This window comes from Arminella tubonensis (assembly GCF_003240585.1).
GTDB lineage: Bacteria > Pseudomonadota > Alphaproteobacteria > Rhizobiales > Rhizobiaceae > Rhizobium > Rhizobium tubonense.
In genome coordinates this window covers 52440-76529 of the sequence record NZ_PCDP01000037.1, presented here as the reverse complement: position 1 = coordinate 76529, position 24090 = coordinate 52440, and the positions used below count along the sequence as shown (strand labels likewise).

The window sequence follows — 24090 nt, the reverse complement described above, 5'->3', positions numbered from 1 at the left end:
AACGCAACATTCAATGTGAACACGAGCAAACTAAACCTTGCCCCCGTTCGCACAAAAGATCATCTTCTCCTAACAAACCCGGCCCAAAGCCATAAAAGGGCCGCTCAACGCGGCCCTTTCTGTCTTTAGACCACAAACGTTTGTCTCTGGCAGAAACAGGATATTTTGCTTTCGCGAAACCTGGGGTATTTTGCCTTCGGCAAAAACCCGCAGAGCGACCAAATCAAGGGTATTTTGCTGACGCAAAAACCCGAGGTATTTTGCCTTCGGCAAAAACTGGACAGGACGACGAAACCGTCGCCTTGAGGTAACGCGGGGTGGAGCAGCCCGGTAGCTCGTCAGGCTCATAACCTGAAGGCCGCAGGTTCAAATCCTGCCCCCGCAACCAAACCAAAACAAACTCAAAAGCCCGCGATGTCGCAAGACAAGCGGGCTTTTTGGCGTTCGGGGGGCATGGAGGAAACCGGGGCTCGGTAGTGGTAGGTGCGCAAACGGAGGACGACGTGGTGCGGACGAAGCTGTCTGGGTCGTATTTTGAGAAATGACTTGCAACCCTTATCGAGGCTGCCGATCGGGATCGGCCAAGGCTGGATTTGCCGATAGCGAACGTCGCGAGGCGTTTCGCGGTGTGCTTTACGGCTGTTTGCCGATCCAGCGTTGAATGAGGGTGCGGCTCGCTTCCTTGACTGCCCGCCATTCGGCAAGCTTGTCGTAGACGAGGCCGCCTTGCACCGCGAGCTTGAGGTCGCTGAAATAGACTGTAAACATACAATTTTCAGTTGGTGTGCAGTTTAGATGAAATTCCTCACCCTCGAAATTGACGTAGGTTTCCCATCCTATGGGGCCCTTTGATATCGCGATGAGATGCCGTCGAAGGCGAGTTTGCGTTCTGCACTCTCTTCAAAGTCCTCGCGAATATATGGGAACCCATAACCCGGCGTCTCTTGGTCCTCGGGAATTTCTCTAATTTCTGCCTCCACGATATAGCCGCCGCCCGGCGGTCTTTTTTCCTCTTTTGGCCGGCTGGCCCTGTGGGATGCGTCTTTCACGCTCGGTCGTAAATCCGGCATCCAGTAATGCAAACTCGAAGCGGTCCCTTACAGGCGAACAGTTCACCCGCTCTGGTGTGGAACGCCAGCTTTCATAGGCATAGGGGATTGCAAAGGAGAAGCCACCGAGATGAAGTTTGATCAGGTAGTTGGGGTCCATATGTTCGATATCGTAAAAGGCTGAGTCTCGGTCACCTTCGGGTTTGCACGGATAGTCCTCGGCGGCAATCGCGGCGGAGGCGAGGCTTGCCGCGCAACAGACTGCTGCAAACCACTGCATGCTGCGACGGCGCATGGTCGGGCGGGACACTCTACCGTTCGGAGTCGCCGCCATCAAATTCACCTCAGGTTTGGCTTGCCATCTGAGCTCCAGCATCGCGAACGAATTGCAACCATAAGGTACAGCATTGCGCGACCGGTTCAACTTCAATCTTGGCCAGACGCTTGCCAGGGGTGGAACACGCCTTTGCTTTGCCTGACCTCATAGCGCCTGGTGAGATTGCGGATTTTTGTCTTGTCGGAGACGTCAATTTGCCCGAGGCGGCCATCGCGCGAATACCAGCCGACGACTTTGTCATTGCCGTCAAAACGCGGATGGTAACCATCGATATCGTAGGGATTGCCGGCGAAGCCGCCCGCTTCCCCATCAATCCGGTCAGTTGCGAAAATCAATATAGCCAACATATTACGAGAGTCATCTTTGACCCATTTTGCATTTTATCAGTGCTTTTTATCCTTCCCGCTTTGACCGGGAAATTCGCCTAGTGCGTTCAAGGTGGAGACTTCGGCGGGGGCTTATCGAAGCCTCGATATTAGCGCATCTGTCGCTATCAATAAACCTCGGGCACATACATCTCTTCCGGGACCGGGATCCTCGTGTAGTCGGCGTGGCGGATGCGGCCGGGGAGTTCGACTTCCGGTTTGGGGACGTCGGCGTAGGGGATCTGCTTCAGGAGATGGGCGATGCAGTTGAGGCGGGCGCGTTTCTTGTCGACGGCCTGGACCACCCACCATGGCGCTTCCTCGGTGTGGGTCTTTGCCAGCATCTCTTCCTTGGCCTTGGTGTATTCTTCCCAGTGGACGCGACTTTCCATGTCCATGGGCGACAGTTTCCATTGCTTCAGCGGGTCGTGGATGCGCATCTTGAAGCGGAATTCCTGCTCCTCGTCGGTGATCGAGAACCAGTATTTGATGAGGATGATGCCGGAGCGCACGAGCATGCGCTCGAATTCCGGCACGGAACGGAAGAACTCCTCGAGTTCGTCCTGCGTGCAGAAGCCCATGACGCGTTCGACGCCGGCACGATTGTACCAACTGCGGTCGAACAGGACCATTTCGCCCGCCGTCGGCAGGTGCGGGACATAGCGCTGGAAATACCATTGGTGACGCTCGCGCTCGGTCGGGGCCGGGAGCGCGACGACGCGGCAGACGCGTGGATTGAGCCTTTGGGTGACGCGCTTGATGGCGCCGCCCTTGCCCGCAGAGTCGCGGCCTTCGAAAATGACCACGACCTTCAGCTTCTGGTGCTGGACCCAATCCTGCAGCCGGACGAGCTCGTGCTGAAGCTGGAAAAGCTCGCGGAAATAGACCTTGCGCTCAAGCGTCTCACCGGCGGGTTCGGACATGCCTTCGGCGACGAGCTCGTCGAGCCGATCTTCCTCCATCTGCATCTCCAGCTCTTCGTCGAAGCTGTCGGCAATTTCTTCCTTGATGCGGGTGAGCTGATCCTGGCTGGTTTCGGTCATCGGTATCGTTCCTGTTGGCTCAGCCAACAGGAACAGGTCTTCGCTACAGCGATATGACAGTTTGAAATTAAGCTCGCTTTAGTTGAGGACGAGCTGACATCATGCCTTCTGAACGTAGGGTTTCAGCGGGCGCCAGGCCTGGCCGCCTTTGGCCAGCAGGTCGTCGGAGGCCTTGGGGCCTGCCGTGCCGGAGGCGTAGTTCGGGAAGTCCGGCTTCTCCGCGCCCCAGGAATCGAGAACCGGCTGGACGACGCGCCAGGCCTGTTCGACCATGTCGGCGCGCATGAACAGTGTCGCGTCGCCGGTCATGACGTCGTAGAGCAGCGTCTCGTAGCCGACGTTCGGAAAATCCGCGAACCAGTCGTCATAGCGGAAGTCCATGCCGACCGTCGCCAACGCGACCTGGGGACCGGGTCTCTTGACCTGAAGCTCGAGGAATATGCCTTCGTCGGGGGCGGTCCTGAGCACGAGCCAATTGGGCTGGGGATTGGCGCCGGCCTCGTTCTGGAAGGGGAAGCCGGGGGCCGCCTTGAAGTGGATGGCGACCTCGGTGCGGCGTTCGGTCAGGTGCTTGCCGGTCCTGACATAGAAGGGAACGCCCTGCCAGCGCGGATTGTCGATCGACAGCTTCATGGCGACGTAGGTCTCGGTATTGGACGCGGGGTCGACGTTCGGCTCCTGTCGATAAGGAACTGAGACCTTGCCCAGCACTTCGCCGGCGTCATACTGGCCGCGCACGGCATCTGACGGCGCGCAGGGCAGGATGGACTGGACAAGCTCGGCCTTCTTCGAGCGGATCGAGGCGGCGTCGAAAGCGGCGGGCGGCTCCATTGCCACCATGGAAATCAGGGTGAAGACGTGGTTCGGCACCATGTCGCGCAGGGCGCCTGTCGCCTCGTAGAACTTGCCGCGCGCCTCGACGCCGACGGTTTCGGTGATGGTGATCTGCACCTGATCGATATTGTCGCGGTTCCAGATCGTCTCGAAGAAACCGTTGGCGAAGCGGAATGCCATGATGTTCTGGATGGTTTCCTTGCCGAGGAAATGGTCGATCCGGTAGATCTGGTCCTCCTCGAGGACTTTCAGGATCTGGGCGTTCAGCGCCTGTGCCGAGGCGAGATCGTGGCCGAACGGCTTTTCGATGACCACCCGGCGCCAGTGTTGCTGTCTGCCGTCTGCGCCTAGCGGCTGTTCCGTCAGGCCGGCTGCTCCGAGCTGGTCGACGACGGTTCCGAAAAAGCGATCGGCGATGGCGAAATAGAAGATCGCGTTTCCGCGGGTGCCACGGTTCGCCTCGGCATCGACAAGCGCGCGCTTGATGTCCTGGAACAGCTCCGGTTTGGTCATGTCTCCCTGGATGTAGACCATCCTATCGACCAGCTTCTGCCAGGCGTCCTCGTGAATGGCATCGATGTCGAAATCCGAGGAGAGGTTGCCGATGAAGGTGAGCAGCATGTCGTGCAGGCGCTTGGACCAGGTCTCGACGCTGCCTTCTGCCAGATCGACGCCGATAAGCGCGAAATTGTCCGGCAGGGTCTTCGACAGCATGAGATTGTAGAGTGCCGGGACCACGAGGCGGCGCGTCAGGTCGCCGCCCGCCCCGAACAGAACCATGGCGCAGGGGTCAGCCGGTGGGAGAGCCGGGCTAACCTGTTCGACCTTAGCGTCTGGAGCAATGGGCGCTTTCACGGACATATCGTGTTTCCTTGGGATGGGAGCGGAGAGGCAATTATCTCTGGATCAAGCCTTGGCCTGGACCGGGTTTTGGGCGGGAGGAACAGGCTCGTCCCCGGTCAGCATAACCATTGCATGCGGATATCTCAATAAAAGCTGGACTTATTGGCGGCGAGGTCAAGATCATATGTCGAGTGATCGAAAACATGGTCGGTTTCGCGAGGTCGCTGGCTTTATGGCAGGTTTCTGCAAGACGCGACCCGGGTGTTCGTGGACGCATACCCAGCTAAAGCGAGAGTTGCCTGGAACGTCGGCCATTGCTTCGAAAGCTCGCCGCAAATCAAGAACCTAAAGATGAAAAAGGAAAGATTATGTCCAAGGATAATTCGCCAGCCCCCGATCTCGCCACCCCTACAGACCTCAGGCGCAACGACCGTTCGAAGGTCGTGGATGCACTGAACGGCGTGCTCGCCGACAGCTTCGCGCTGTTCATGAAGACGAAGAATTTCCACTGGCACGTATCCGGCCCGCATTTTCGCGACTATCACCTGATGCTTGACGATCAGGCGGCGCAAATCCTCGGAACGACCGACGATATTGCCGAGCGTGTGCGCAAGATCGGCAGCACGACATTGCGCTCGGTCGGCGACATTTCCCGCCGTCAGTCGATACGCGACAATGATGCGGAATTCGTTTCGCCGGAAAAGATGCTGAAGGAGCTGCGCGAGGACAACCTGCATCTGGTCGAGGCTCTCCGCAAGGTGAAGGCGCTGGCCGACGACGCCAAGGACAATGCGACCAGCGGCATCGTCGACCAATGGACTGACTACGCCGAGCGGCGCGCATGGTTCCTCTTCGAAGCAACGCGCAAGGAGTGATCCTCGATGGCCCGCGCATTCGACGCCATCATTGTCGGGGGTGGACAGGCGGGCCCTTCTCTCGCGGGGCGTCTTGCCGCCACCGGCCGGACCGTTGCGCTGATTGAGCGGAAGTTCCTCGGCGGAACCTGCGTCAATGTCGGCTGCATGCCGACCAAGACGATGGTCGCCAGTGCCTATGCCGCGCACATGGCAAGACGTGCCTCGGATTATGGCGTCACGATCGGCGGCGCGGTCGGCATAGACATGGTTGCGGTCAAGGCGCGCAAGGACAAGGTCACGCTGGATTCGCGCCACGGGCTCGAGACCTGGCTGGGCTCGATGGAGTACTGCACGCTGTTGTTCGGGCATGCGCGGTTTGTCTCGGCACACGAGATCGAGGTCGACGGCGAGCGGCTCGCGGCCAAGCAGATTTTTCTCAATGTCGGTGGACGGGCCTCCATTCCAGATATCGCGGGGCTTGGCGGTATTCCCTACCTCGTCAACAGCTCGATACTGGAACTCGATACGGTTCCGCGACACCTTGTCGTGATTGGCGGCAGCTATATCGGGCTGGAATTCGGGCAGATGTTCCGACGCTTCGGGGCGACGGTGACTGTCATCGAGAGAAATTCCCGGTTGATTCACAAGGAGGACGAAGATGTCTCGGAGGCAGTTCGCGACATCCTTGCCCGGGAGGGTATCGACATCAGGCTAGATGCCGAAGATCTGGCTCTGGAGAAACGCCACGAGGGTATCGCGGTTCGGATTTCTGCCGGCGGGCATCGGTCTGAAGTCGTCGGCTCTCATCTGCTGCTGGCCTGCGGTCGCCGTCCAAACACTGACGATCTGGGATTGGAGAAGGCGGGGGTGGAGACCGACGAAAGGGGCTACATCAAGGTAGACGACCGGCTTCGGACGAATGTGGACGGGATATGGGCGCTCGGCGATTGCAACGGCAAGGGGGCTTTCACCCACACCGCTTACAATGATTTTGAGATCGTTGCGGGCAATCTGCTCGACGGCGAGGATCGGCGGGTCAGTGATCGCTATCCTGCCTATGCGCTCTATACGGATCCGCCGCTCGGCCGGATCGGAATGACGGAAGAGCAGGTTCGCCAGTCGGGGCGAAAGGCGCTGATCGGTACGCGGCCGATGACCAGGGTCGGTCGGGCCGTCGAAAAAGGCGAAACGCTCGGGTTCATGAAGATCCTTGCCGACGCCGAGACGGAAGAGCTGCTCGGAGCATCCATCCTTGGCGTTGGCGGCGACGAGGCAGTGCATAGCATAGTCGATGCGATCTACGCCAAGGCGACCGTGACGACGTTGAAACGAGCCGTGCATATCCACCCGACTGTCGCCGAGCTGATCCCGACGGTGCTTTCCGAGATGAAGCCTCTGGCGGGATAAGGCTGTGCTTCAGACGTCCGGAGAGCGAGTGCATATGAAAAGTACCTGAAGGGCCGAGACGTTGAGCCCTCATCCAGAGGCGGGAGCGGAGCGACCCTCGAAGGACGAGGGTGCTTGCACCGATATCAGCGGCTTTGTGCCAACAGCGAACCCCGAGGCCATCCCTCGTGGTTCGAGGCCCGCTGCCTCCGTCTTCGCTCCGGCGGCATCGCGCCTCACCATGAGGGATGGGGATGGGCCGCCAATCCGTCCGACATATGCAATCGTCTTGCGATGGTCGGGCCGGGATCAAGATCTGTTGAATTCTTATTCGTGCCCCATGGGCTAGTATCTCTTGATAGCCCCGAGCCCGGGGCGCAAGGAGGGTCTGACATTGTCTTTTCGCAGCATGGTTACGGCGGCGATCGTTGTTCTTTCGCTTGGATCGGCCCCCGCATTTGCACAGCAGCAGGCACCGGGCAAGACAGGCGGCGGCGTTCTTGGGCTCTTGCCTGCCGACGCCGTGACAGAACACGTGCTTAATGCGGGTGGGCAGGCCATTCACTATGAAGCGACTGCCGGGACGCTCGATCTTTTCGGACCGGACGGAAACCGGACCGGGGCGATCTTCTACACGGCCTATGTGGCCAAGAACCAGGGCGGAGACCGGCCCGTCACCTTCGTCTTCAATGGCGGGCCGGGTGCGTCGTCGGCGTTTCTGAACCTTGGTCTTGTCGGTCCTCGGGTGCTCGATTTCGGGCCGGGCGGCCGCGACGGCGCGAAGGCCAGGCTTGTCGACAACCCTGATAGCTGGCTGCAGTCTACCGACCTTGTGCTGATCGATCCGATCGGCACGGGATGGAGCCGCACGGTCAAGCCCGACGATGCCTCGGATTTCTACGGTGTCAGGGCGGATGCGGAGAGCCTTGCCAAGGCGATCGCGCTCTACGTCGCGCACAACGGCAGGGCCTCCTCGCCGAAATACCTGCTTGGAGAGAGCTATGGCGGACTTCGATCCGCCAAGGTTGCCTCAGCGCTGCGGGAGCAGCAGGGCATTCTCGTTTCCGGCATCGTCATGGTGTCGCCGCTGCTCGAAGGGCAGTTCGTCTATGGGGGAGATGGGTCAGCACTCAGCGCTGCGCTGCAACTGCCGTCGCTGGCGGCGGCCGCGCTGGAACGTCGCAACGCCTTCAGCGAGGCGGCCTTGGCCGATGCGGAGAAATTCGCCATCGGCGACTATCTGACGACGCTTGCCGGCCGGCCGCCGACGGGGGATGCCGGAAAGGCGTTTTATGCCCGCGTGGCACAGTTGACCGGGATTCCGGCCGATGTGGTTGCGCGTAGCAACGGCTTCCTGCAGGACGTCTATGTCAAACATTCCATCGACGACGGTTCCGACGTCGTCAGCTCGTACGACGCGTCCCTAGTGGCGCCCGATCCCTATCCGGAGTCCTATGCGGACAGGGGCGACGATCCGATCCTCGATGGCTTTACCCGTGCCTATGGTGGGGCGTTTTCGAGCTATGCGCGGGACGAGCTGGGGTTCCATACCGACATGACCTACACGCTTTTGTCCGGCGCGGTGAACGGTCATTGGGACTGGAGCGGCGGGCGTGGCGGCGGTGGGTCCCGTTTCGAAGCGAGCGCCACCGACGATATCAGGCAATTGCTGTCACTCGTCCCGTCATTTCACATGCTGGTCGCGCAGGGCTACAGCGATCTCGTCATTCCCTACGGGATCAACAAATACGTGATTGAACATCTGCCGCCCGAGGCAGCCGGGCGTGTCGACCTGAAGCTCTATCGCGGCGGCCATATGTTTTACACCCGGCCGGCCTCGCGGGCGCAGTTCTCCGCTGACGCCAAGGCATTTTTCGCAGCACCCGTCCGATCGGAATAAGTGGGCGTCGCCTTCAGCCGTGCTGCAGCTGGAACAGATGCCGAATGCGCGAGGTGAGCGAGCCGGCGCGTGCGCCGTTTGCCAGAAGATCGCCGGAGCTGAACAGATGGCGCTCGGCCTCGATGCGCTTGGACATGATCAACCCCAGCTCCTCCGCAATAGACGGTCGGTCGTGCAGAAGCGGCGCCAGGCAATCCTGGCCGATCTCGTAGATGACGACATAGGTGAGCGCGCGGGTGGTGCCGACTTCGCCGGCGCCCATCAGCACGCCGCCTTCGCCGAAATAGTCACCCGGCGCCAGGCGAGTGAGTTCGATGGAACGGCCCGCTTCCTTGCGGCTGATGCTGACGACGCCGGTCCGCATGATCATCAGCGAGGTCAGGCGCGTATCCTGCTCGGCGATGATCGCATCCTTGTGATAGGTCCGGCGCGACATGTGGCTTGCCAGCACTTCCTTCTCGTCTTCGGTCAGTGGCGTAAACAGCGGAATATTGTTCAGCAGCCGCCACGGCGTGCCGGTGTGCTGGCCTGTCCCCTCGCTGGTCGGCTCAGCAGGCGTTGCGGCCGTCGACCCGACCGGGGCGGCGAGCTTGAGGCCGGACGATTTTGTATGGCGATAGATCAGGTCGAATATCTCGTTTTTCGCCGTCGCGACCATCGAGATGTCCTTGACGCGGCATGAGAGACCGATCTGCAGGGCCTGGCCATCGAGGCTATCGATCGTCACCGTAGGTTCGGGAACCTTGAGGATCGAATTGGTGCTCAGCAGCACGTTGCGCATGACGTCGGTGATGACGCGGGGCACGGCCGTCGGATCGACGCGAACCGTTATCGAGATGCCGTGTGTTTCATCAGGGCTGCTGAGATTGGTGAGCCTTGCCTTGGCAAGCGCGCTGTTCGGGATGATGACAAGGTCGTTGGTGCCGTTGAGCAGATGCGTCGCGCGCCAGTTGGTTTCGACGACGCGGCCCTGGACATCGTCGTCGAGAACCACCCAGTTGCCGACGGAATAAGGGCGGCCAAGATTGAGGGCGATCCCCGAGAAGACGTCGTTGAGCGTGCTCTGCAGGGCCAGGCCGAGGATGATGGCAAAGACGCCCGACGTGGCGATCAAGGTTCCGATCGGCACTCCGAAGACATAGGAGACGACGGAAAGTGCGGCGCCGAGATAGATGACGCCGACGACGAGATCCTGCAGAAGGCGGCCCTCGCGCGGCTTGCGCTCGAAGATGAGGAAGACGCGGACGAAGCCGACCAGCACCCAGGCACCATTGACCCACCAGACCGCCTTGGCGACGCCAAGGAAGATGCGCATGCTGACCGAGCTTTCGGGCGGCGCCGGCGTGTAGGGGACGATGTCGTGGTAGAGCAGGATGCCGGTCAGGGCGATGAAAAAGACGATTTGGGCGACCAGGCGGTACGCCCGATGGCGGCGAAGCAGGACACGGCTCACCACGATGCTGACCAGGATCACGGCGCAGAATTGAACGATCGGATTGTCGATGATTTCAACGAGCATGCAGAGTGGACCGTGTTGATGCGATCAGGATGCAACACTTGCTATACAAGGTCGTGAAGCAACAGCACAGTGGCATGAACGGGCGCGCAGTTCCATCCCAAAGGGCCAGCCTTCGAGCCTCAGGTCCGGGCCTTCCTCAGCGCGTCGGTGAGCTCGCTGCGGGCAACGCCTATCAGTTGCTCCATCGCCTGGCGGGCCGCATCCGGTTGGCGCATGCGTATCGCTTCCAGCACTGCCTGATGCATCGCGATTGCATGTTCGTGCGATTGGCTGGCGCGGTTCGTCAGGCGGAAGCTCGCCAGCAACGCGGCGCGGATCGCGGTTGCAAACTGGCGGTAAACCCAGTTGCCGCTGGCGTTGATGATGGCGGTATGGAACTCGAGGTCGGCGACGCTCCAGGCCTCGGTGTCGCGGGAATTGGCATCTACCATGTCCTCGAAGGCCTTGGAAATCCGGAAGAGCTGGTGAGCCGTTGCCTGGGCTGCTGCCTGCGCGGCGGCGGCCGGCTCCAGCAATTGTCGGGCATCGACGAGCGATGTGTAGAAGCGATCGTCGTTGCTGAGCCGCAGCGTCGCGTCCAGCACCAAGGGGTCGAGATAATTCCAGTTTTCCTTCGGCAGCACGGTCGTGCCGGCGCGCGTACGGGAGCGGATGAGGCCGAGGGCCGACATGTATTGCATGGCTTCACGCAGGCTGGTGCGGCTGACGCCGAACTGCTCGGTCAATTCCGCCTCGTTCGGCAGCGTGGCGCCCTCCGGCATCTCGCCGGAAACAATCTTCTCGATGAATTGCACCAGCAGGAGCTCGCGGACGCCCCGCTTTCCGCCTGCCAGCAAGCCCGGCGTTTCGGCGTTGATCCTGCCGCCCATCTCTCCGCTGCCCATAAGTTTTCCCCGTCGCAGCCATTTGCAGGCTTCCGTGCGTCCTCGCGTATTGTCATATTGACCGATAAATAATATCTTTCAATTTATAAATACGATGAAACATATTATCCCAAAATGATCATCGATCGCAATGAAGGCTGGAAGGCCTGATATGACAACCGTCGAACTTAGAGACAAGGCCTTGCAAGCGCGCATTTCCACGCAGGGCGGGACTGTTCTCGGCCTCTGGTGGGAGAAACAGGGCGAGAGGATACCGCTGCTGCGCGGTGCCCATTCCGACGACGCCGATGCGCTTTCCTCGGGATGCTACCCTCTGATTCCTTTCGGAAATCGTGTCCGGGACAACCGGTTCGTCTTCAATGGCCGGGACTATGCCTTCGAACCGAATACGAGCTGGGATCCGCATTATCTTCACGGCGATGGATGGCAGGGTGAATGGACGGTGCTCCAGCAAAGCGACCGGCAGGTCGAACTGGCCCTCTCGCATGCCGGAAAAGGAACACCCTATCAATACGATGCGCGTCAGCGCTTCACGATCGTCGACGGCGCGTTCGAACTGCAGATGTCCGTGACGAACAGGGGGGAGGCCCCTCTTCCATTCGGTCTCGGTTGGCATCCCTATTTCCCGTTGACCTCACAAACTGTTCTGAAGGCGCCTGCCGCGCGAATGTGGAGCGAAGGTCCGGGGTGGTTGTCGGGCGAAGCGACCGATATCCCCGAAGATCTCGATTTTTCGAGGCCACGTCCGCTGCCGCATCGCTGGGTCAACAATGGCTTCGAAGACTGGACAGGCGAGGCGGAGATCAGCTGGCCGGAACACGGCACGCGCCTGCGGCTCACTGCCGATCCGCTCTTCAAGCATGCGTTTGTCTTCGTCTCCGATTCCAGCTTCGACCCGGGGTTTCAGCGGGATTATTTCTGTTTCGAGCCGATGTCGCATCTGGCAAATGGGCATAACCTGCCCGATCTTGGTGGGCTGGTTCCGCTTGCCAGGGGCGAGGTTCTGGCCGGCGGCATCAGGCTGCGGCCGGAGGCGATCACCTGAGACCGGGCATTCCAGTTTTCGCATTTACGAGAGAATTTCAATCATGACCAATCGACTTGCAGGCAAACGTATCCTCATCACCGGCGCGGCGCAGGGCATCGGCCTTGCCATCGCAAAGGCCTGCGCTTCAGAGGGCGCCAGCCTTTTCCTCATCGACATGGATGGCGTGCGGCTGGCGGAAGAAGCAAAGAAGCTGAAGGCTGACGGTGTTTCGCTTGGCTTTGCCACCGCTGACATCACGGATGTCGCAGCGATCGAAAGCGTCGTCTCGCAGGCCTCCGTCGAGATCGGCGCGCTCAATGCGCTGATCAACAATGCAGGCATCAACGTCTTTGCCGAACCGCTGGCATTGAGCGATGCCGAATGGCAGCGATGCTTCGACGTCAACCTCAAGGGCGCGTGGAATTGCTGCAAGGCCGTTCTTCCCGGCATTATCGAACAGGGCGGCGGGGCAATCCTCAATATCGCCTCGACCCACGCCTTCACGATCATCCCGCATACCTTTCCCTATCCGCTGGCAAAGCACGCCCTGCTCGGCATGACCAAATCGCTCGGCATCGAATATGCGGGCAAGGGGGTTCGGGTGAATGCGCTGGCGCCGGGCTATGTCGCGACGCAAAAGTCGATCGATTATTGGAACAGCTTTGCCGATCCGGAAGCCGCCGAGGCTGCAACGATGAAACTCCATCCCGGCGGGCGCATCGCCTCGTCGGAAGAGATAGCGCTGGCGGCCGTCTTCATGATTTCCGACGAATGCCCGTTCATGAACGCTACCTGCCTGACGATCGACGGCGGCTTGAGCGTCCTGCATCATCCCTAGCCAAATTGGAGCAGGCGTGACGATTTGCCGGGGTTGAATTTTAGATGATGAGTATCATCTTACAATCGTCATCCGAACTTGCTATGCGATGGCCCTGAGCGCATCTTCGCGCTGCAGCAAAATCCAAGGAATATCCATGACTCAGTCTTTTGTGATTAGCGGCGACCTGCTGATCGGCGCGGGCACTGCCGGCGACGACCGGTCGGTATACGCGATCAATCCGGCAACCGGTGCCAATCTAGAGCCTGCCTTCGCTGTCGCCAGCGTGGCGGATGTCGATCGCGCATGCGAGCTTGCGGCGCAGGCCTTCGATACTTATCGCGCGACGAGCCCGGAAGCGCGCGCCGCGTTCCTGGAGAAGATCGCCGCCAATATCATGGACATCGGCGACATCTTGATCCAGCGCGGCAACGAGGAGACCGGATTGCCCGCCGCCCGTCTCGAGGGCGAGCGTGCCCGGACCGTTGGCCAGTTGCGCCTGTTTGCGCAGGTGGTTCGATCAGGCGAATGGCTTGATCTGCGCGTCGATCCCGCTCTGCCTGAGCGCAAGCCTTTGCCTCGCTCCGACCTTCGCCTTCGCCAGATTCCGCTCGGACCGGTCGGCGTGTTCGGTGCGAGCAATTTTCCGCTCGCATTCTCGGTTGCCGGTGGGGATACGGCATCCGCGCTTGCCGCCGGTTGCCCCGTCGTCGTCAAGGGCCATCTCGCCCATCCGGGCACGGGTGAACTTGTCGGCCGGGCGATCCGCGCGGCCGTTGCCGCCTGCAATCTGCCGGAAGGTGTATTTTCGCTCGTCACCGGCGCCAACGAGACCGGCGCCGCATTGGTGCGCAATCCGCACATCAAGGCAGTCGGCTTCACCGGTTCGCGCGGCGGCGGGTTGGCGCTCGGGGCCATTGCTGCGGCACGGGCAGAACCTATCCCGGTCTATGCCGAGATGAGCAGCATCAATCCGGTCTATCTTTTCCCGGCGGCGCTTGCGGCGCGGGCCGAAGCTCTGGGCAAGGCCTTCGTCGATTCGCTGACGCTCGGCGCCGGTCAGTTCTGCACCAATCCGGGCCTGATGTTTGCCGTCGACGGTCCTCATCTTGACCGGTTCGTTGCGAGTGCCAGCGGGACACTTACCGAACGCGCGCCGGCACCGATGCTGACGCCCGGCATTCATGCTGCCTACGACAAGGGTGTCGCGGCGCTTTCCGGCAACGAGGCGGTGAAGACCGTGGCGCAGGGGCTTGCGGCCGAAGGCGTCAACCGTAGCCCGGCGATCTTCTTCGAGACCGACGTGGAGCATTTCCTCGCCGACGAGAAGCTTGGCAATGAGGTCTTCGGCGCCAGCAGCCTGTTGGTTCGCTGCAAGGACGTGGCGCAGATGGTGGCGGTTGCCGAAAAGCTCGAGGGGCAGTTGACGGCGACGCTGCATCTCGATGCGGGCGATCATGCCGATGCTGCCAAGCTGGTGCCGGTTCTGGAACGCAAGGTTGGGCGCATTCTCGCCAATGGCTGGCCGACCGGCGTCGAGGTCAGTCACGCGATGGTGCATGGCGGCCCGTTCCCGGCAACCTCGGACAGCCGCTCCACCTCGGTCGGCACGTTGGCAATCCGCCGCTTCCTGCGACCGGTGTCCTATCAGGATCTGCCTAATGCGCTTCTGCCGCCGGAACTCCGGGATGAGGGCATCAAGAGCCTGCCGCATCTTCTGGACGGCGTGCGCAAATAACGTCGTCAAACGATCCGAAAATCCAGCCGCCTTCTTTCGCAGAGAAGGCGGCTTTTTCAATTATATGGCCTTCGGAGCCGCTAGCGGGCGTCGTTTTCCGGCTGGACTGACGGCGCAAGGTAAGCGCCGGGCGAATGTTGCGAGCCACGCCATCGTCCGGGTGTAACGCCTACGGCCTGGGCAAACACGCGTGTCAGGTGGCTCTGGTCCGAAAAGCCGCACATCAGCGCAATCTCTGCCAGCGATGCCTCGGTCTGCATCAGCTCCTTGGCGCGTTCCACGCGTCGTTGCGTCAGCCAGCGGTGTGGGGGAACGCCTGTGCTGCGGGCGAAGGCCCGGGCGAAATGACTGGTCGAAAGGCCACAATCGCCGGCGAGCTGCGCAAGCGAGATCTCCTGGTCGAGGCGGGCGTCGATGTTGTCTCTCACCCGGCGCAACTGCAGAGGCGTCAATCCTCCGACGACAACCGCACGCCGCGACTGCATGCCGCCGTAGCGCTGGGCGAGATGCGTGTTGAAGGCCTTGCCGATATGATCGATGAACCGCGTATCGACACTTGCAGGCTGCCGGATCGCAGGTGTCAGCGAAGCCGACAGGTTTTCGATCACCCTGTCGCCGACCGCGGCGCCGGGACAGAGAGGAAGGTGCGCGATGCGGTCGCTGCCGAGCGTGTCGGCGATCCGGTCGAAGGCTTTTCTTGGAAGGTAGAGGTTGGCTGTCGCATTCTGCTGGTGCGGCGCGCCTCCCGGTGGATGTTCCGTCGGATCGAGCAACAGTTTTGCCAGGCTGATTGTGCCGTGCGGAAAAGGCACGACGGCCACGAAGCGCTCATCGAGCCGAATGCGCTCCGTCGGCGTCTCCTGTCGTTCCAGACCGAGGACAACGCCGTCTCGAACCGCCGCCAGTGCAATGCCGCGAATGTTCAACGCGGATTCGAGCGCGCTTCGCGGCGTGCTCAAGCGGAAATAGTCATGGACACCCGCACCATGCATCGTTGCCTCGCTGAATGCCCCACAGCCAGGTCATTCCCGGGACGATTTCCGGCAAAAACCCCTCAACCATCCACCTTCGCAGGCTGCAAGGCAGCCTTGTGACAGGGATCGACTTCCATGTGCCGGCTAGTGCCCTGGCACATTGGCAGTCAGTTTATGCAACTATGCTGCAATGGCCAGCAATTTATTATGTAGATTCAACTAAAGTGCCCGCTCGGGGCAAACGATCTGCCGCCTGTCCGTCGAGCGACGGAGGGCGCGCACCTTGCGGCGAGCGCCCCGGCGATTTTTGAAGCTCAGGCGATTTCGTATCGGGCAGCCGGTTTTGCCTTGGAGAGATTAGGCATCATGACCTGCCGGGCTGCTTCGTAGGCGTCCCAGTGGGCGATGTCTGGAAGCGAGGGGATGGTCACGAATTCGCCGTGGTCGAGACCGGCGAGCGCCGCGTCGACAAGGTCCTCGGTCGACATGACGATCTCGGTCGGCAAATGTTCGATCGGCGTGCCGGCAATGCCCCAGAACTCCGTCGCCGTGGCGCCTGGAAGCACTGCCTGGATCGTGATGTGCTTGTCGGCGAGCTCATGCTTCAGCGATTGGCTGAATGCGAGGACAAAAGCCTTGCTGCCCCCATAGACGCCGTTGAGGACTTCCGGGGCGACAGCCACGATCGAGGCGATATTGATGATCGATCCGCCGCCGCGGGCAACGAGGCCGGGGACGACCGCATAGGTCAGCCGCGTCAGGGCGGTGACATTGAGATTGATCATCGCCTCCATCTTGTCGACATCGGCCTGAAGCAGCGGTGCAGTCCCGCCGACGCCGGCATTGTTGACGAGCAGCCTGATGCTGGTGTCGTTTTTCAGGACCGTTTCGATCCGGCCAAGATCGGATTTGTCGTTGAGGTCGGCGGCAATGGTTTTGACGCTGCGCCCGGTTTCGGCGGTGAGGCGGGTTGCAAGTGCACTTAGCCGGTCCGCGTTGCGCGCGACGAGGATCAGGTCGTAGCCGCGCTTGGCAAGACGGTGGGCATAGACGGCGCCGATGCCGGAAGAGGCGCCTGTAATCAGCGCCGTACCCTTATTTGCGGTGGTCATTGTCTTTCTCCTTCGTTGATTGCGTTGGCGCATGCCGTTCGCTTGGGAAGGGTTGTAGTTCATCTTGCATATGTCTCAAATGTCATATATACCACCTTTTAGGACATCGTGAGAATGAGCCATGCAGAAGATCGCTTTCCTGATCTACCCGGATTTCCAATTCATGGGGCTTGCGGCCGCGACGGTATTCGAGTTTGCGAATTTCGAAGTGCCGGAGCCGATCTATGAGATATCCTACATCTCGGAAACGGGCGGCCCCATTCCGACCTCGCTCGGCATGGCTCTCGATACCGAGGCCTTTCGGCGCGCTGATTTCGATACGGTGATCGTCTGTGGCGGCAATGGTGTCGTCGATGCAAGCCCTGGGGTCATCGACTTCGTGCGGCTGGCGCTGACGCAGTCGCGACGTCTCGCTTCGATCTGCACGGGCGCCTACGTGCTCGCCGACGCAGGTATTCTCGACGGACGGCAGGTGACCACGCATTGGGCCTATGCACGCGACCTGCAGGAGCGCTTTCCCAAGGTCCGGATGAAGGAGGATCGCATCTTCATCGTCGACGGTTCCGTCTGGACCTCGGCTGGCATGACGGCTGGTATCGATCTGGCTTTGGCGATGGTGGAAAAGGATCTTGGCGCAGATCTCGCCCGGGCGCTGGCGAAGAAGCTGGTGCTTCACCACCGGCGAGCCGGCGGCCAATCGCAGTTTTCAGCGCTTCTGGAGATGGATGCCAAATCCGACCGTATCCAAAGCGCGCTTGCCTATGCCAGGGACAATCTTCACACAGCTCTATCCGTCGAGCAGCTGGCCGATGCGGCGCATCTGAGCCCGCGCCAGTTCAGCCGGGCCTTTCGCTCCGAGACCGGCCAATCGCCGGCAAAGGCCGTTGAAAATCTGAGGGTCGAGGCAGCTCGCCTGATGATGGAGCAGGGACGGCACCCGATCGAGGTGGTTGCGCGGGAAACCGGCTTTGCCGATCGCGAACGCATGCGGCGCGCCTTTCTCAGGGCCTTCGGCCAGCCGCCGCAGGCGATCCGCCGCAATGCCCAACTGACTTATCAGGCATAGGTCGGGCCGGTTCGGCCGGGGTCGCGCTCGACGCAACCTCCGTCCCGTTTGCGACCAGTTCACATGGCTGTCATTCGCGTCCGCTAAAGGCGCTCGGATGCTGAGGCATGGTGGTTCCCTGTCTCGCAGCTGATGCAGATCGGAGGCGACCGTCACAATGTCGACCCTGGAGCAAGTTGCCCACCGCGCCGGATGCTCGATTGCGACGGCAAGCCGGGTGCTGAACAGCAATGGGCCGGTCAGCGACGAGATGGTGCGCCGGGTCAGGCGCGCGGCGGCCGAGCTGCGTTATCGCGCCAGCGGTCGTTTGCCGACGACAGCGCGCAGGCGACCGATTATCGGCGTTCTCATTCCGAGCATCACCAATCCCGTATTCGCAGCCTCCCTCTCCGGCATCCAGAACCGCATGCTGCTCGCGGGACACAGCGTATTGATCGCGCAATCGAACTACGATCCGGCGCAGGAGGTCGATGCCGTCGCCTCGCTCCTCCAGGAGCGCCCGACGGGGCTGCTCCTCACCGTCTGCGACCCGGAAAAGAGCCTGGCGCTTTCGGCGGCTCTTCCCCCGACTGTTCTGCTAGGCAACATGCCGACCGCGCGGTTTGCGGCGGCGGTCGCCACCAATAATTTCCTCGCCGGCAAGGAGCTGACGGAGCATCTGCTGCTGCGTGGCCACCGTCGCATCCTGTTCATATCGGGGCATTTCGGTTCGTCGGACAGGGCCCGGCTGCGATATCAGGGGCACCTGAAGGCGATGGAGGAGGCCGGGCTTGCGCCATTCGATGCGCTGCAGATTCCGTTCATCGACAGTTACGACCAGCTCGACCTGCATCCGATATCCATCCTTCAGCCAACGGCGATCATTGCATCCAACGATCTGCTGGCACTCGGCGTGATGGGGCAATTGCGGCGCATGGGCCTTTCGATCCCGAGGGATGTCTCCGTCGCCGGCTTCGACGGCATTGCCATCGGGCGGATGATGGATCCGCAGCTTACGACGGTCGAGATCCCTGATGCCACGATGGGCGGTGTCGCTGCCTCGCTGCTGCTCGACATGGCCGAGAACGCGGCGGCGCCCCGACACGTCACCGCGGCGTTCCGGCTTCGATGCGGTGGAACTGTCCGCGATATCAACGCGCCTGCGTGATCAACTTCGCTGCACATGAAAACGCCGCCATCCGAACGCGGAAAGCGGCGTTGCCTTTACCAAGCCATGATGGACTTAGCTGCGCGGCAGCATACCGGTGACGTCGGATGCGGCGTCGTCGAGGGCTTCTTTCGGCTGGGCCGACTGGTCGACGATCCGGGACAGGTTGTCGACGATGGTCTGTGTGACGCGAACGCCGTTCGAGCCGGGGAATGCGTACCACGGGATCATCACAGGCATCTGGCTGAGGGCGGCCTTGAAGAGCGGGTTCTTCTTGTAGAAGTCGCCGAGATATTCAGGAGAGGCGGCCGCAAGTTCGTTGTTCGGAACGTAGCCGGTGCCCGGAACGACGACGGAGGCACCATAGGGGCCGGCTGCAAACTTGACGAACTTCCAGGCAGCTTCCTGCTTGGCGGCGTCGTGGGTCAGGATGACAGCAGCGTTGCCGCCGGTCGGCAGCTTGCCGTTGACCGGGTCGAGAAGCGGGAGCTTGGCGGTGCGCAGGTCGAATTTCGTACCGACATTCTTGATGGTGTTGACGAGCGCGCCGGTCGTCTGGAATTCGAAGCCGACCTTGCCGGCGGCGAAGGCCTGCTCGCCAGCGGGCTTGGTGAAGACCGGCATGCCGCCTTCCTTGACCATGCGCTGGATGAGTTCGACGGCCTTCTGGCCTTCGGGGCCGTTGAAGGCGACCGTGCCTTCGTCGGCGCTCAGCATGTGGCCGCCGGCGCCGAAGAGCAGGGCGGAGAACATCCAGTCATCGCCCTGCCAGCGGAAGTCGATGCCGTCGACGCCGTTGCCGAGTGCCTTGATCTTGCCGCCGAGTGCGATGACTTCGTCCCAGGTCTTCGGTGGGTTATCAGGATCGCCACCGGCCGCCTTCACGAGATCGGCGTTGTAATACATGATCGGATTGGAGGTCGCGAAAGCGAGGCCGATCTGCTTGCCCTTGACCTGTGCGAGCTTCAGGATGGTATCCGAGAAGCCTTCTTCCGCCATGTGGCCGTCCTTCTGGACGAGCGGTCCGAGGTCGACGGCGACATTGCGCTCATCGATCATGCGAAGGCGGTTGAGGCCGATGAAGGTGACATCGGGCATCTCGTTGGTGCCGAGCTGGCGCAGGATCGTCTGGATCCCTTCCTCATAGGTCGCCGACGGGCTGGCGAACTGGATCTTGATGTCGGGGTTCTCTTCCATGAACTTCTTCGAGATCGTGTCCATCACGTTCTTGAAGAAGCCGGGCATGGGGTAGTGGACCGTCAGCGTCGTCTCGGCGTAGGCCGGAACCGATACTGCCATCGAGATGGCCGCGGCGGCGAGAATCCGGGTGATATGCTTCATCGCTCGTTCTCCTGGGTTGAAACCGGTCAGCCTTTCAGACCGGTCATGGTGATGCCTTCGATGAAGCGTTTCTGCGCGAGCAGGAACGCGACGACGAGGGGAAGGGTAATCGTGAGGGTCGCGGCCATCAGCGCGCCATAGTCGTCGCCGGCTTCAGCCGCCCGAAAATACATCAGGCCAAGTGGCGGCGTGGCGTACTCCTGCTTGCTGATGACGATCAGCGGCCAGTAAAGATCGTTCCAGTGCGCGACGACCGAGAAAATGGCGAAGGCCGTGACGGCCGGCCATGCATTCGGGACGATGACGCGGGCGACGATACCGAGTTCGGACATGCCGTCGAGGCGGGCTGCGTGGATGAGATCGTCCGGCATGGCGCGGAAGAACTGCAGGAACATGAAGATCGCGAATACCGAGATCGAGAAGGGTGCGACCAGCGCCGTGTAGCTGTTGAGCAGCGACAACCCGTTGAAGCCGACGTAAAGCGGCAGGGCGGTCGCATGGATCGGGATCAGCAGGCCGAGCATGACCAGCACCATCATCAGCCGCGCGGCGCGAAATTTGAGTTTCGCCATTGCATAGGCGCAGGGAATGGCAATCAGCACCTGAAGCGAGAAGATCAGGCCGCAGACGAGCACGCCGTTGAGGAGCAGCGTCCCCATCGGCACCCGCGTCAGCGCCTTGGTGAAATTGGCGATGTAGTAGAAGTGCGCGGGGATGAGCGACAGCGCGGAGGTGAAGATATCGTCCTGCGCCTTCCCTGCTGTAGAGATCATGAAGATGTAGGGTGCGAGGAAAATCAGCGCACAGACCGAGAGAAGGCCAAAGCGGATTGCGCGGCCTGGGGTGAGAGCCTCAGTCTTCATGTGTAGTGCACCTGGCGATCGAGGAGGCGATATTGCAGGAACATCAGCACGACGAGGATGGCGAGGAACACCACGGTCATGGCCGAGGCATAGCCGACGCGCATATAGACGAAGCCTTCCTGATAGATGGTGAAGAGCAGGACCTCGGAGGCATGGTTCGGGCCGCCATCGGTCAGCGTCTTGACCGTGTCGAAGACCTTGACGGCGTTGATGACGCTGATCGTCGTGACGAAAAGCGTGGTCGGCCCGAGCATCGGCCAGGTCACCAGACGGAAGCGATCGAACGAGGATCTGGCGCCGTCGACTTCTGCCGCTGCATAGAGTTCGCGCGGGATGGCGGTCAGTCCGGCCAGGAACAGCACCATGTTGAAGCCGACCGACTGCCAGACGCCGATGATCGACAGGCTGTAGAGCACGGTTCCCGATGCGCCGAGCCAGTTCGGGCCGGGAATATCAACAAGTGCGAGCAGCGCGTTGATCGGCCCGATCGTCGGATGGAAAAGATATTGCCAGACGGTCGCCATCGCGACGATCAGCGAGGCGACGGGCAGAAAGAAAGCGGTTCGAAAAAAGCTGCGGGCAAGGGTCTCGCTTTCGATCAGGAGAGCCACGCCGAGACCGAGGACGATCGAAAGCGGGGCGACGATCGCGGTGTAGACCGACGTATTCCAGAGCGACTTGCGGAAGGTGCGGTCATTGAACAGATGCGCGTAGTTCTCGAAGCCGACGAAGCGGAACTTGCCGATCCCAAGCTGGAAATCCGTGAAGCCCAGGAAGATGACGGCGGCGATCGGCGCGAGCACGAAGAGAACGATGAGCAGGATCGCCGGAGATGCCAGCAGCCAGGCCGTGCGGGCTTCGCTGCGCTCACGCGCACGCTCGGTCGTCAACGGTATCGACATGGAGGCGAGGCTAGCCATGCGCCTTCTCCTTGAGGGCGTCGACGGCAACCGGCGTTGCCGCCAGGCGGCGGCCGTCCTCGGCGAAGACCATGGCCTTCTCGGGCGATAGCGTCAGTGCCACGGGCATGCCGGCGCTGACGCCGTTTGCCTCTGCCGGCGTGAGCTTGGCGATCATGATTTCGCCGATGGCGTCCAGCTTGCAGTAGAGGATCACTTCGGAACCGAGAAACTCGATACGCTCGACGTGGGCCGCGAGCGCATCCTTGCGGTTCTGCGAAAGCGACACGAATTCCGGTCGGATGCCGAGTGTGACTGATGTGCCGGCAAAGCTTGCATCATTCAGCGCCAGCCGGACGCCTCCGAATGACACGAGACCATTCTCGGCGAGCGCCGGCACAACATTGATGCGCGGCTGGCCGATGAAGCGGGCAACTTCGAGGTGGGTCGGGTCATCGTAGATGGCTTGCGGGGTGGTCAGCTGCAGCAGGTTGCCGCCGATCATGACAGCGACGCGGTCAGCCATCGAGAGCGCTTCGGCCTGATCGTGCGTCACATAGACCGTTGGGACACCGGCGCGGCGATGCAGCTCGACGATCTCACCGCGGGCATGGACGCGCAGGTTGGCGTCGAGATTGGAGAGCGGCTCGTCCATCAGGAAAACGCTCGGCTGCCGCACCATGGCGCGGGCAAGCGCCACGCGCTGGCGCTGGCCGCCGGACATCTGGCCCGGCTTGCGGTCGAGCAGGTGGTCGATCTTCAGCGATTTCGCCATCTCCTCGACATCGCGAAGGATAGCCGCGCGGGCACTGCGCTGGCCGGGAAGCATGGAGCCGACGAAAGGCAGGCGCTGCGTCCGCGAAAGGCGTCGCATGGCGAGCGGGACGGCAATGTTCTGGCCAGCCGTCAAATGCGGGTAAAGCGCGTAGGACTGGAAGACCATGGCGACGTTGCGGTCGGCTGGTGCGATGCCTGACATTTCCTGGCCGCCGATGAGGATTTCGCCGCCATCGGCATGGTCGAGACCGGCAAGGATGCGGAGCAGCGTGCTCTTGCCGCAGCCGGATGGGCCGACCAGCGCGATGAATTCACCGGGGGCGACATCCAGGCTGACGCCCTTGAGGATGGCCTGGTCGCCGAAGGATTTGGTGATGCCGCGAAGCGAGAGTGCGTTCATAGGGTCCGCTCCCGCTGCACCTTGTGGGCGACATGCGGATAGACCTCGGCGACGACGTCGTCGAGGACATGGGCCTTCATGCCGGGCACGGCGACAATCTCGCTGGTGACGTCAGTATCGAGATGATGCACCACGGCGCCGATCAGCCGCTCGCCCGGCATTTCGCGCTCCATCGTGTCGATGATGAAGGCCGCGGAGGGACCCCAGACGGTCGAGGTCCGGTCGAAGCCGCCCTTCCAGGCCCAGTGCAGATGGCCGCTGGCAAAGAGCGCCACGTCGTGGGTGGCGATCAGATCGTATAGTCTCCGGCGCGGTGTCGGACGGACGCTCCAGTAGCCGGTGTCGCCTTCGTCGGGCGCGTCGACGAAGAGCGGCTTATGGGCAAAGATCGCGACGCGAAGATCGCCGCGCCCTTCCAGCATGCCCTGCAGCCACTCGAACTGCGCCTCCTCTTCGGTGCTTCCGGAGCCCAGCAGCAGGCTGTCGATGCCGATCAGACGCCAGTTGTCGAGGTCTTCCGCCCAGTAGTCGGGGCCGACGAGGCGGCGCCAGCGATCCAGGCGAACGGCGTTTACCGGCTGGAGCGTGCCCGGCAGGTCGCCGACATCGTGGTTGCCGGGAACCAGCAGCATCGGCACGGAGATCTGACGCATCAGATCCATCGAGAAGGTGATGTCCTCATCGTTGTCGGCGCCGTCGACGGTGAGGTCGCCGGTGTGGATGACGAGATCGGCACCGCTTTCCTCGATCCAGCGTGTCAAAGGCTCCCAGTTGCCGTTGAAATGCGGTTTGCCGGGGCTGAAATGGGTATCGGTGATCTGGATGATCTTCACGGCGCCTCTCCGAGATTCGGGGTGGAAGCGCCGTGACGAATTCGGGCATCGCTGCCCGTCAGGCGCTTCTTGCGGCCTG

22 protein-coding genes and 1 tRNA gene are annotated in these 24090 nt (G+C 61.4%); 10 read left to right on the top strand and 13 right to left on the bottom strand.

Features of this window, described 5'->3' with window-relative positions:
* Positions 1–311 precede the first annotated feature (311 nt).
* A tRNA-Met gene (locus CPY51_RS17435) sits at positions 312–388 on the top strand.
* A 245-nt stretch (positions 389–633) separates the two neighbouring features.
* Here CPY51_RS17435 and CPY51_RS33830 read toward each other — a convergent pair.
* Both CPY51_RS33830 and CPY51_RS17430 read right to left on the bottom strand, forming a co-directional pair.
* The gene (locus tag CPY51_RS33830) at positions 634–768 is read right to left on the bottom strand and encodes a hypothetical protein (protein ID WP_275540479.1); all 135 of its coding nucleotides are present in this window, start codon (positions 766–768) and stop codon (positions 634–636) included.
* Positions 769–963: 195 nt separating this feature from the next.
* On the bottom strand, positions 964–1383 hold the full coding sequence (locus CPY51_RS17430) for a hypothetical protein (protein ID WP_195909561.1): 420 nt from the start codon (positions 1381–1383) through the stop codon (positions 964–966).
* A 110-nt stretch (positions 1384–1493) separates the two neighbouring features.
* Between CPY51_RS17430 and CPY51_RS32320 the strand changes: the two genes are divergently transcribed.
* Positions 1494–1814 (top strand): hypothetical protein, encoded by a 321-nt coding sequence (locus tag CPY51_RS32320; RefSeq protein ID WP_146260140.1) that lies wholly within the window; start codon positions 1494–1496, stop codon positions 1812–1814.
* A gap of 65 nt (positions 1815–1879) precedes the next feature.
* On the opposite strand, the gene ppk2 is transcribed toward CPY51_RS32320, so the two are convergent.
* Both ppk2 and zwf read right to left on the bottom strand, forming a co-directional pair.
* Positions 1880–2794, bottom strand: coding sequence for a polyphosphate kinase 2 (gene ppk2, locus CPY51_RS17420; protein ID WP_111161496.1), 915 nt, complete (start codon positions 2792–2794; stop codon positions 1880–1882).
* A gap of 99 nt (positions 2795–2893) precedes the next feature.
* A complete protein-coding gene (gene zwf, locus CPY51_RS17415) occupies positions 2894–4489 on the bottom strand; it encodes a glucose-6-phosphate dehydrogenase (RefSeq protein ID WP_244598715.1) in 1596 nt (531 codons plus the stop codon).
* A 350-nt stretch (positions 4490–4839) separates the two neighbouring features.
* Here zwf and CPY51_RS17410 point away from each other — a divergent pair, with 350 nt between their 5' ends.
* From CPY51_RS17410 to CPY51_RS17400, 3 genes are all read left to right on the top strand, one after another.
* Positions 4840–5346 carry a Dps family protein gene (locus CPY51_RS17410; RefSeq protein ID WP_111161494.1) on the top strand — a complete coding sequence of 169 codons (507 nt, stop codon included), beginning with the start codon at positions 4840–4842 and terminating at the stop codon, positions 5344–5346.
* 6 nt (positions 5347–5352) lie between these two features.
* Positions 5353–6735, top strand: coding sequence for an FAD-containing oxidoreductase (locus tag CPY51_RS17405; protein WP_111161493.1), 1383 nt, complete (start codon positions 5353–5355; stop codon positions 6733–6735).
* A 373-nt stretch (positions 6736–7108) separates the two neighbouring features.
* Entirely contained in the window at positions 7109–8614 is a 1506-nt protein-coding gene (locus CPY51_RS17400) for a S10 family peptidase (RefSeq protein ID WP_420820712.1), read from the top strand.
* Positions 8615–8627: 13 nt separating this feature from the next.
* Here the strand turns inward: CPY51_RS17400 and CPY51_RS17395 are convergent, their stop codons facing one another.
* Positions 8628–10133: a mechanosensitive ion channel family protein gene (locus CPY51_RS17395; protein ID WP_111161491.1), complete on the bottom strand. Its 1506-nt coding sequence runs from the start codon at positions 10131–10133 to the stop codon at positions 8628–8630.
* A 119-nt stretch (positions 10134–10252) separates the two neighbouring features.
* Positions 10253–11017, bottom strand: coding sequence for a FadR/GntR family transcriptional regulator (locus CPY51_RS17390; RefSeq protein ID WP_244598714.1), 765 nt, complete (start codon positions 11015–11017; stop codon positions 10253–10255).
* 151 nt (positions 11018–11168) lie between these two features.
* Here CPY51_RS17390 and CPY51_RS17385 point away from each other — a divergent pair, with 151 nt between their 5' ends.
* The 3 genes from CPY51_RS17385 (at position 11169) to CPY51_RS17375 (ending at position 14599) form a co-directional block, all read left to right on the top strand.
* Positions 11169–12062 (top strand): aldose 1-epimerase, encoded by an 894-nt coding sequence (locus tag CPY51_RS17385; RefSeq protein WP_111161490.1) that lies wholly within the window; start codon positions 11169–11171, stop codon positions 12060–12062.
* Positions 12063–12105: 43 nt separating this feature from the next.
* Positions 12106–12882 (top strand): SDR family oxidoreductase, encoded by a 777-nt coding sequence (locus CPY51_RS17380; RefSeq protein ID WP_111161489.1) that lies wholly within the window; start codon positions 12106–12108, stop codon positions 12880–12882.
* Between the two features lie 136 nt (positions 12883–13018).
* Entirely contained in the window at positions 13019–14599 is a 1581-nt protein-coding gene (locus CPY51_RS17375) for an aldehyde dehydrogenase (NADP(+)) (protein ID WP_111161488.1), read from the top strand.
* Between the two features lie 80 nt (positions 14600–14679).
* Here CPY51_RS17375 and CPY51_RS17370 read toward each other — a convergent pair whose 3' ends face one another.
* Both CPY51_RS17370 and CPY51_RS17365 read right to left on the bottom strand, forming a co-directional pair.
* Positions 14680–15591 (bottom strand): AraC family transcriptional regulator, encoded by a 912-nt coding sequence (locus tag CPY51_RS17370; protein WP_111161487.1) that lies wholly within the window; start codon positions 15589–15591, stop codon positions 14680–14682.
* A gap of 296 nt (positions 15592–15887) precedes the next feature.
* A complete protein-coding gene (locus CPY51_RS17365; RefSeq protein WP_111161486.1) occupies positions 15888–16685 on the bottom strand; it encodes an SDR family NAD(P)-dependent oxidoreductase in 798 nt (265 codons plus the stop codon).
* Between the two features lie 121 nt (positions 16686–16806).
* On the opposite strand from CPY51_RS17365, the gene CPY51_RS17360 reads away from it, so the two are divergent.
* Positions 16807–17751 (top strand): GlxA family transcriptional regulator, encoded by a 945-nt coding sequence (locus CPY51_RS17360; RefSeq protein ID WP_111161485.1) that lies wholly within the window; start codon positions 16807–16809, stop codon positions 17749–17751.
* Positions 17752–17908: 157 nt separating this feature from the next.
* On the top strand, positions 17909–18898 hold the full coding sequence (locus tag CPY51_RS17355) for a substrate-binding domain-containing protein (RefSeq protein WP_111161484.1): 990 nt from the start codon (positions 17909–17911) through the stop codon (positions 18896–18898).
* A 75-nt stretch (positions 18899–18973) separates the two neighbouring features.
* On the opposite strand, the gene CPY51_RS17350 is transcribed toward CPY51_RS17355, so the two are convergent.
* Genes CPY51_RS17350 through CPY51_RS17330 form a run of 5 tightly spaced genes read right to left on the bottom strand, consistent with a single transcriptional unit; the run spans position 18974 to position 24011 of the window.
* Entirely contained in the window at positions 18974–20239 is a 1266-nt protein-coding gene (locus CPY51_RS17350) for an ABC transporter substrate-binding protein (RefSeq protein ID WP_111161483.1), read from the bottom strand.
* A gap of 26 nt (positions 20240–20265) precedes the next feature.
* Positions 20266–21102, bottom strand: coding sequence for a carbohydrate ABC transporter permease (locus tag CPY51_RS17345; protein ID WP_111161482.1), 837 nt, complete (start codon positions 21100–21102; stop codon positions 20266–20268).
* Positions 21099–22022, bottom strand: a complete 924-nt coding sequence (locus CPY51_RS17340; protein ID WP_111161481.1) for a carbohydrate ABC transporter permease — start codon at positions 22020–22022, stop codon at positions 21099–21101. Before CPY51_RS17340 ends, CPY51_RS17345 begins: the two co-directional genes overlap by 4 nt.
* Positions 22015–23178, bottom strand: a complete 1164-nt coding sequence (locus CPY51_RS17335) for an ABC transporter ATP-binding protein (RefSeq protein WP_111161480.1) — start codon at positions 23176–23178, stop codon at positions 22015–22017. The genes CPY51_RS17340 and CPY51_RS17335 overlap by 8 nt, the downstream gene beginning before the upstream one ends.
* Positions 23175–24011: a metallophosphoesterase family protein gene (locus CPY51_RS17330; protein ID WP_111161479.1), complete on the bottom strand. Its 837-nt coding sequence runs from the start codon at positions 24009–24011 to the stop codon at positions 23175–23177. Before CPY51_RS17330 ends, CPY51_RS17335 begins: the two co-directional genes overlap by 4 nt.
* Positions 24012–24090 lie beyond the last annotated feature (79 nt).

What these genes read in the sequence shown, in the direction of transcription:
- CPY51_RS17355 (WP_111161484.1), top strand. Translation starts at nt 17,909, where the DNA reads ATGTCGACCCTGGAGCAAGTTGCCCACCGCGCCGGATGCTCGATTGCG.
- CPY51_RS17405 (WP_111161493.1), top strand. Translation starts at nt 5,353, where the DNA reads ATGGCCCGCGCATTCGACGCCATCATTGTCGGGGGTGGACAGGCGGGC.
- CPY51_RS17350 (WP_111161483.1), bottom strand. Translation starts at nt 20,239, where the DNA reads ATGAAGCATATCACCCGGATTCTCGCCGCCGCGGCCATCTCGATGGCA.
- CPY51_RS17380 (WP_111161489.1), top strand. Translation starts at nt 12,106, where the DNA reads ATGACCAATCGACTTGCAGGCAAACGTATCCTCATCACCGGCGCGGCG.
- zwf (WP_244598715.1), bottom strand. Translation starts at nt 4,489, where the DNA reads ATGTCCGTGAAAGCGCCCATTGCTCCAGACGCTAAGGTCGAACAGGTT.
- CPY51_RS17375 (WP_111161488.1), top strand. Translation starts at nt 13,019, where the DNA reads ATGACTCAGTCTTTTGTGATTAGCGGCGACCTGCTGATCGGCGCGGGC.
- CPY51_RS17335 (WP_111161480.1), bottom strand. Translation starts at nt 23,178, where the DNA reads ATGAACGCACTCTCGCTTCGCGGCATCACCAAATCCTTCGGCGACCAG.
- CPY51_RS17430 (WP_195909561.1), bottom strand. Translation starts at nt 1,383, where the DNA reads ATGGCGGCGACTCCGAACGGTAGAGTGTCCCGCCCGACCATGCGCCGT.
- CPY51_RS17345 (WP_111161482.1), bottom strand. Translation starts at nt 21,102, where the DNA reads ATGAAGACTGAGGCTCTCACCCCAGGCCGCGCAATCCGCTTTGGCCTT.
- CPY51_RS17395 (WP_111161491.1), bottom strand. Translation starts at nt 10,133, where the DNA reads ATGCTCGTTGAAATCATCGACAATCCGATCGTTCAATTCTGCGCCGTG.
- CPY51_RS17370 (WP_111161487.1), bottom strand. Translation starts at nt 15,591, where the DNA reads ATGCATGGTGCGGGTGTCCATGACTATTTCCGCTTGAGCACGCCGCGA.
- CPY51_RS17410 (WP_111161494.1), top strand. Translation starts at nt 4,840, where the DNA reads ATGTCCAAGGATAATTCGCCAGCCCCCGATCTCGCCACCCCTACAGAC.
- ppk2 (WP_111161496.1), bottom strand. Translation starts at nt 2,794, where the DNA reads ATGACCGAAACCAGCCAGGATCAGCTCACCCGCATCAAGGAAGAAATT.
- CPY51_RS17365 (WP_111161486.1), bottom strand. Translation starts at nt 16,685, where the DNA reads ATGACCACCGCAAATAAGGGTACGGCGCTGATTACAGGCGCCTCTTCC.
- CPY51_RS17390 (WP_244598714.1), bottom strand. Translation starts at nt 11,017, where the DNA reads ATGGGCAGCGGAGAGATGGGCGGCAGGATCAACGCCGAAACGCCGGGC.
- CPY51_RS17340 (WP_111161481.1), bottom strand. Translation starts at nt 22,022, where the DNA reads ATGGCTAGCCTCGCCTCCATGTCGATACCGTTGACGACCGAGCGTGCG.
- CPY51_RS33830 (WP_275540479.1), bottom strand. Translation starts at nt 768, where the DNA reads ATGTTTACAGTCTATTTCAGCGACCTCAAGCTCGCGGTGCAAGGCGGC.
- CPY51_RS17360 (WP_111161485.1), top strand. Translation starts at nt 16,807, where the DNA reads ATGCAGAAGATCGCTTTCCTGATCTACCCGGATTTCCAATTCATGGGG.
- CPY51_RS17385 (WP_111161490.1), top strand. Translation starts at nt 11,169, where the DNA reads ATGACAACCGTCGAACTTAGAGACAAGGCCTTGCAAGCGCGCATTTCC.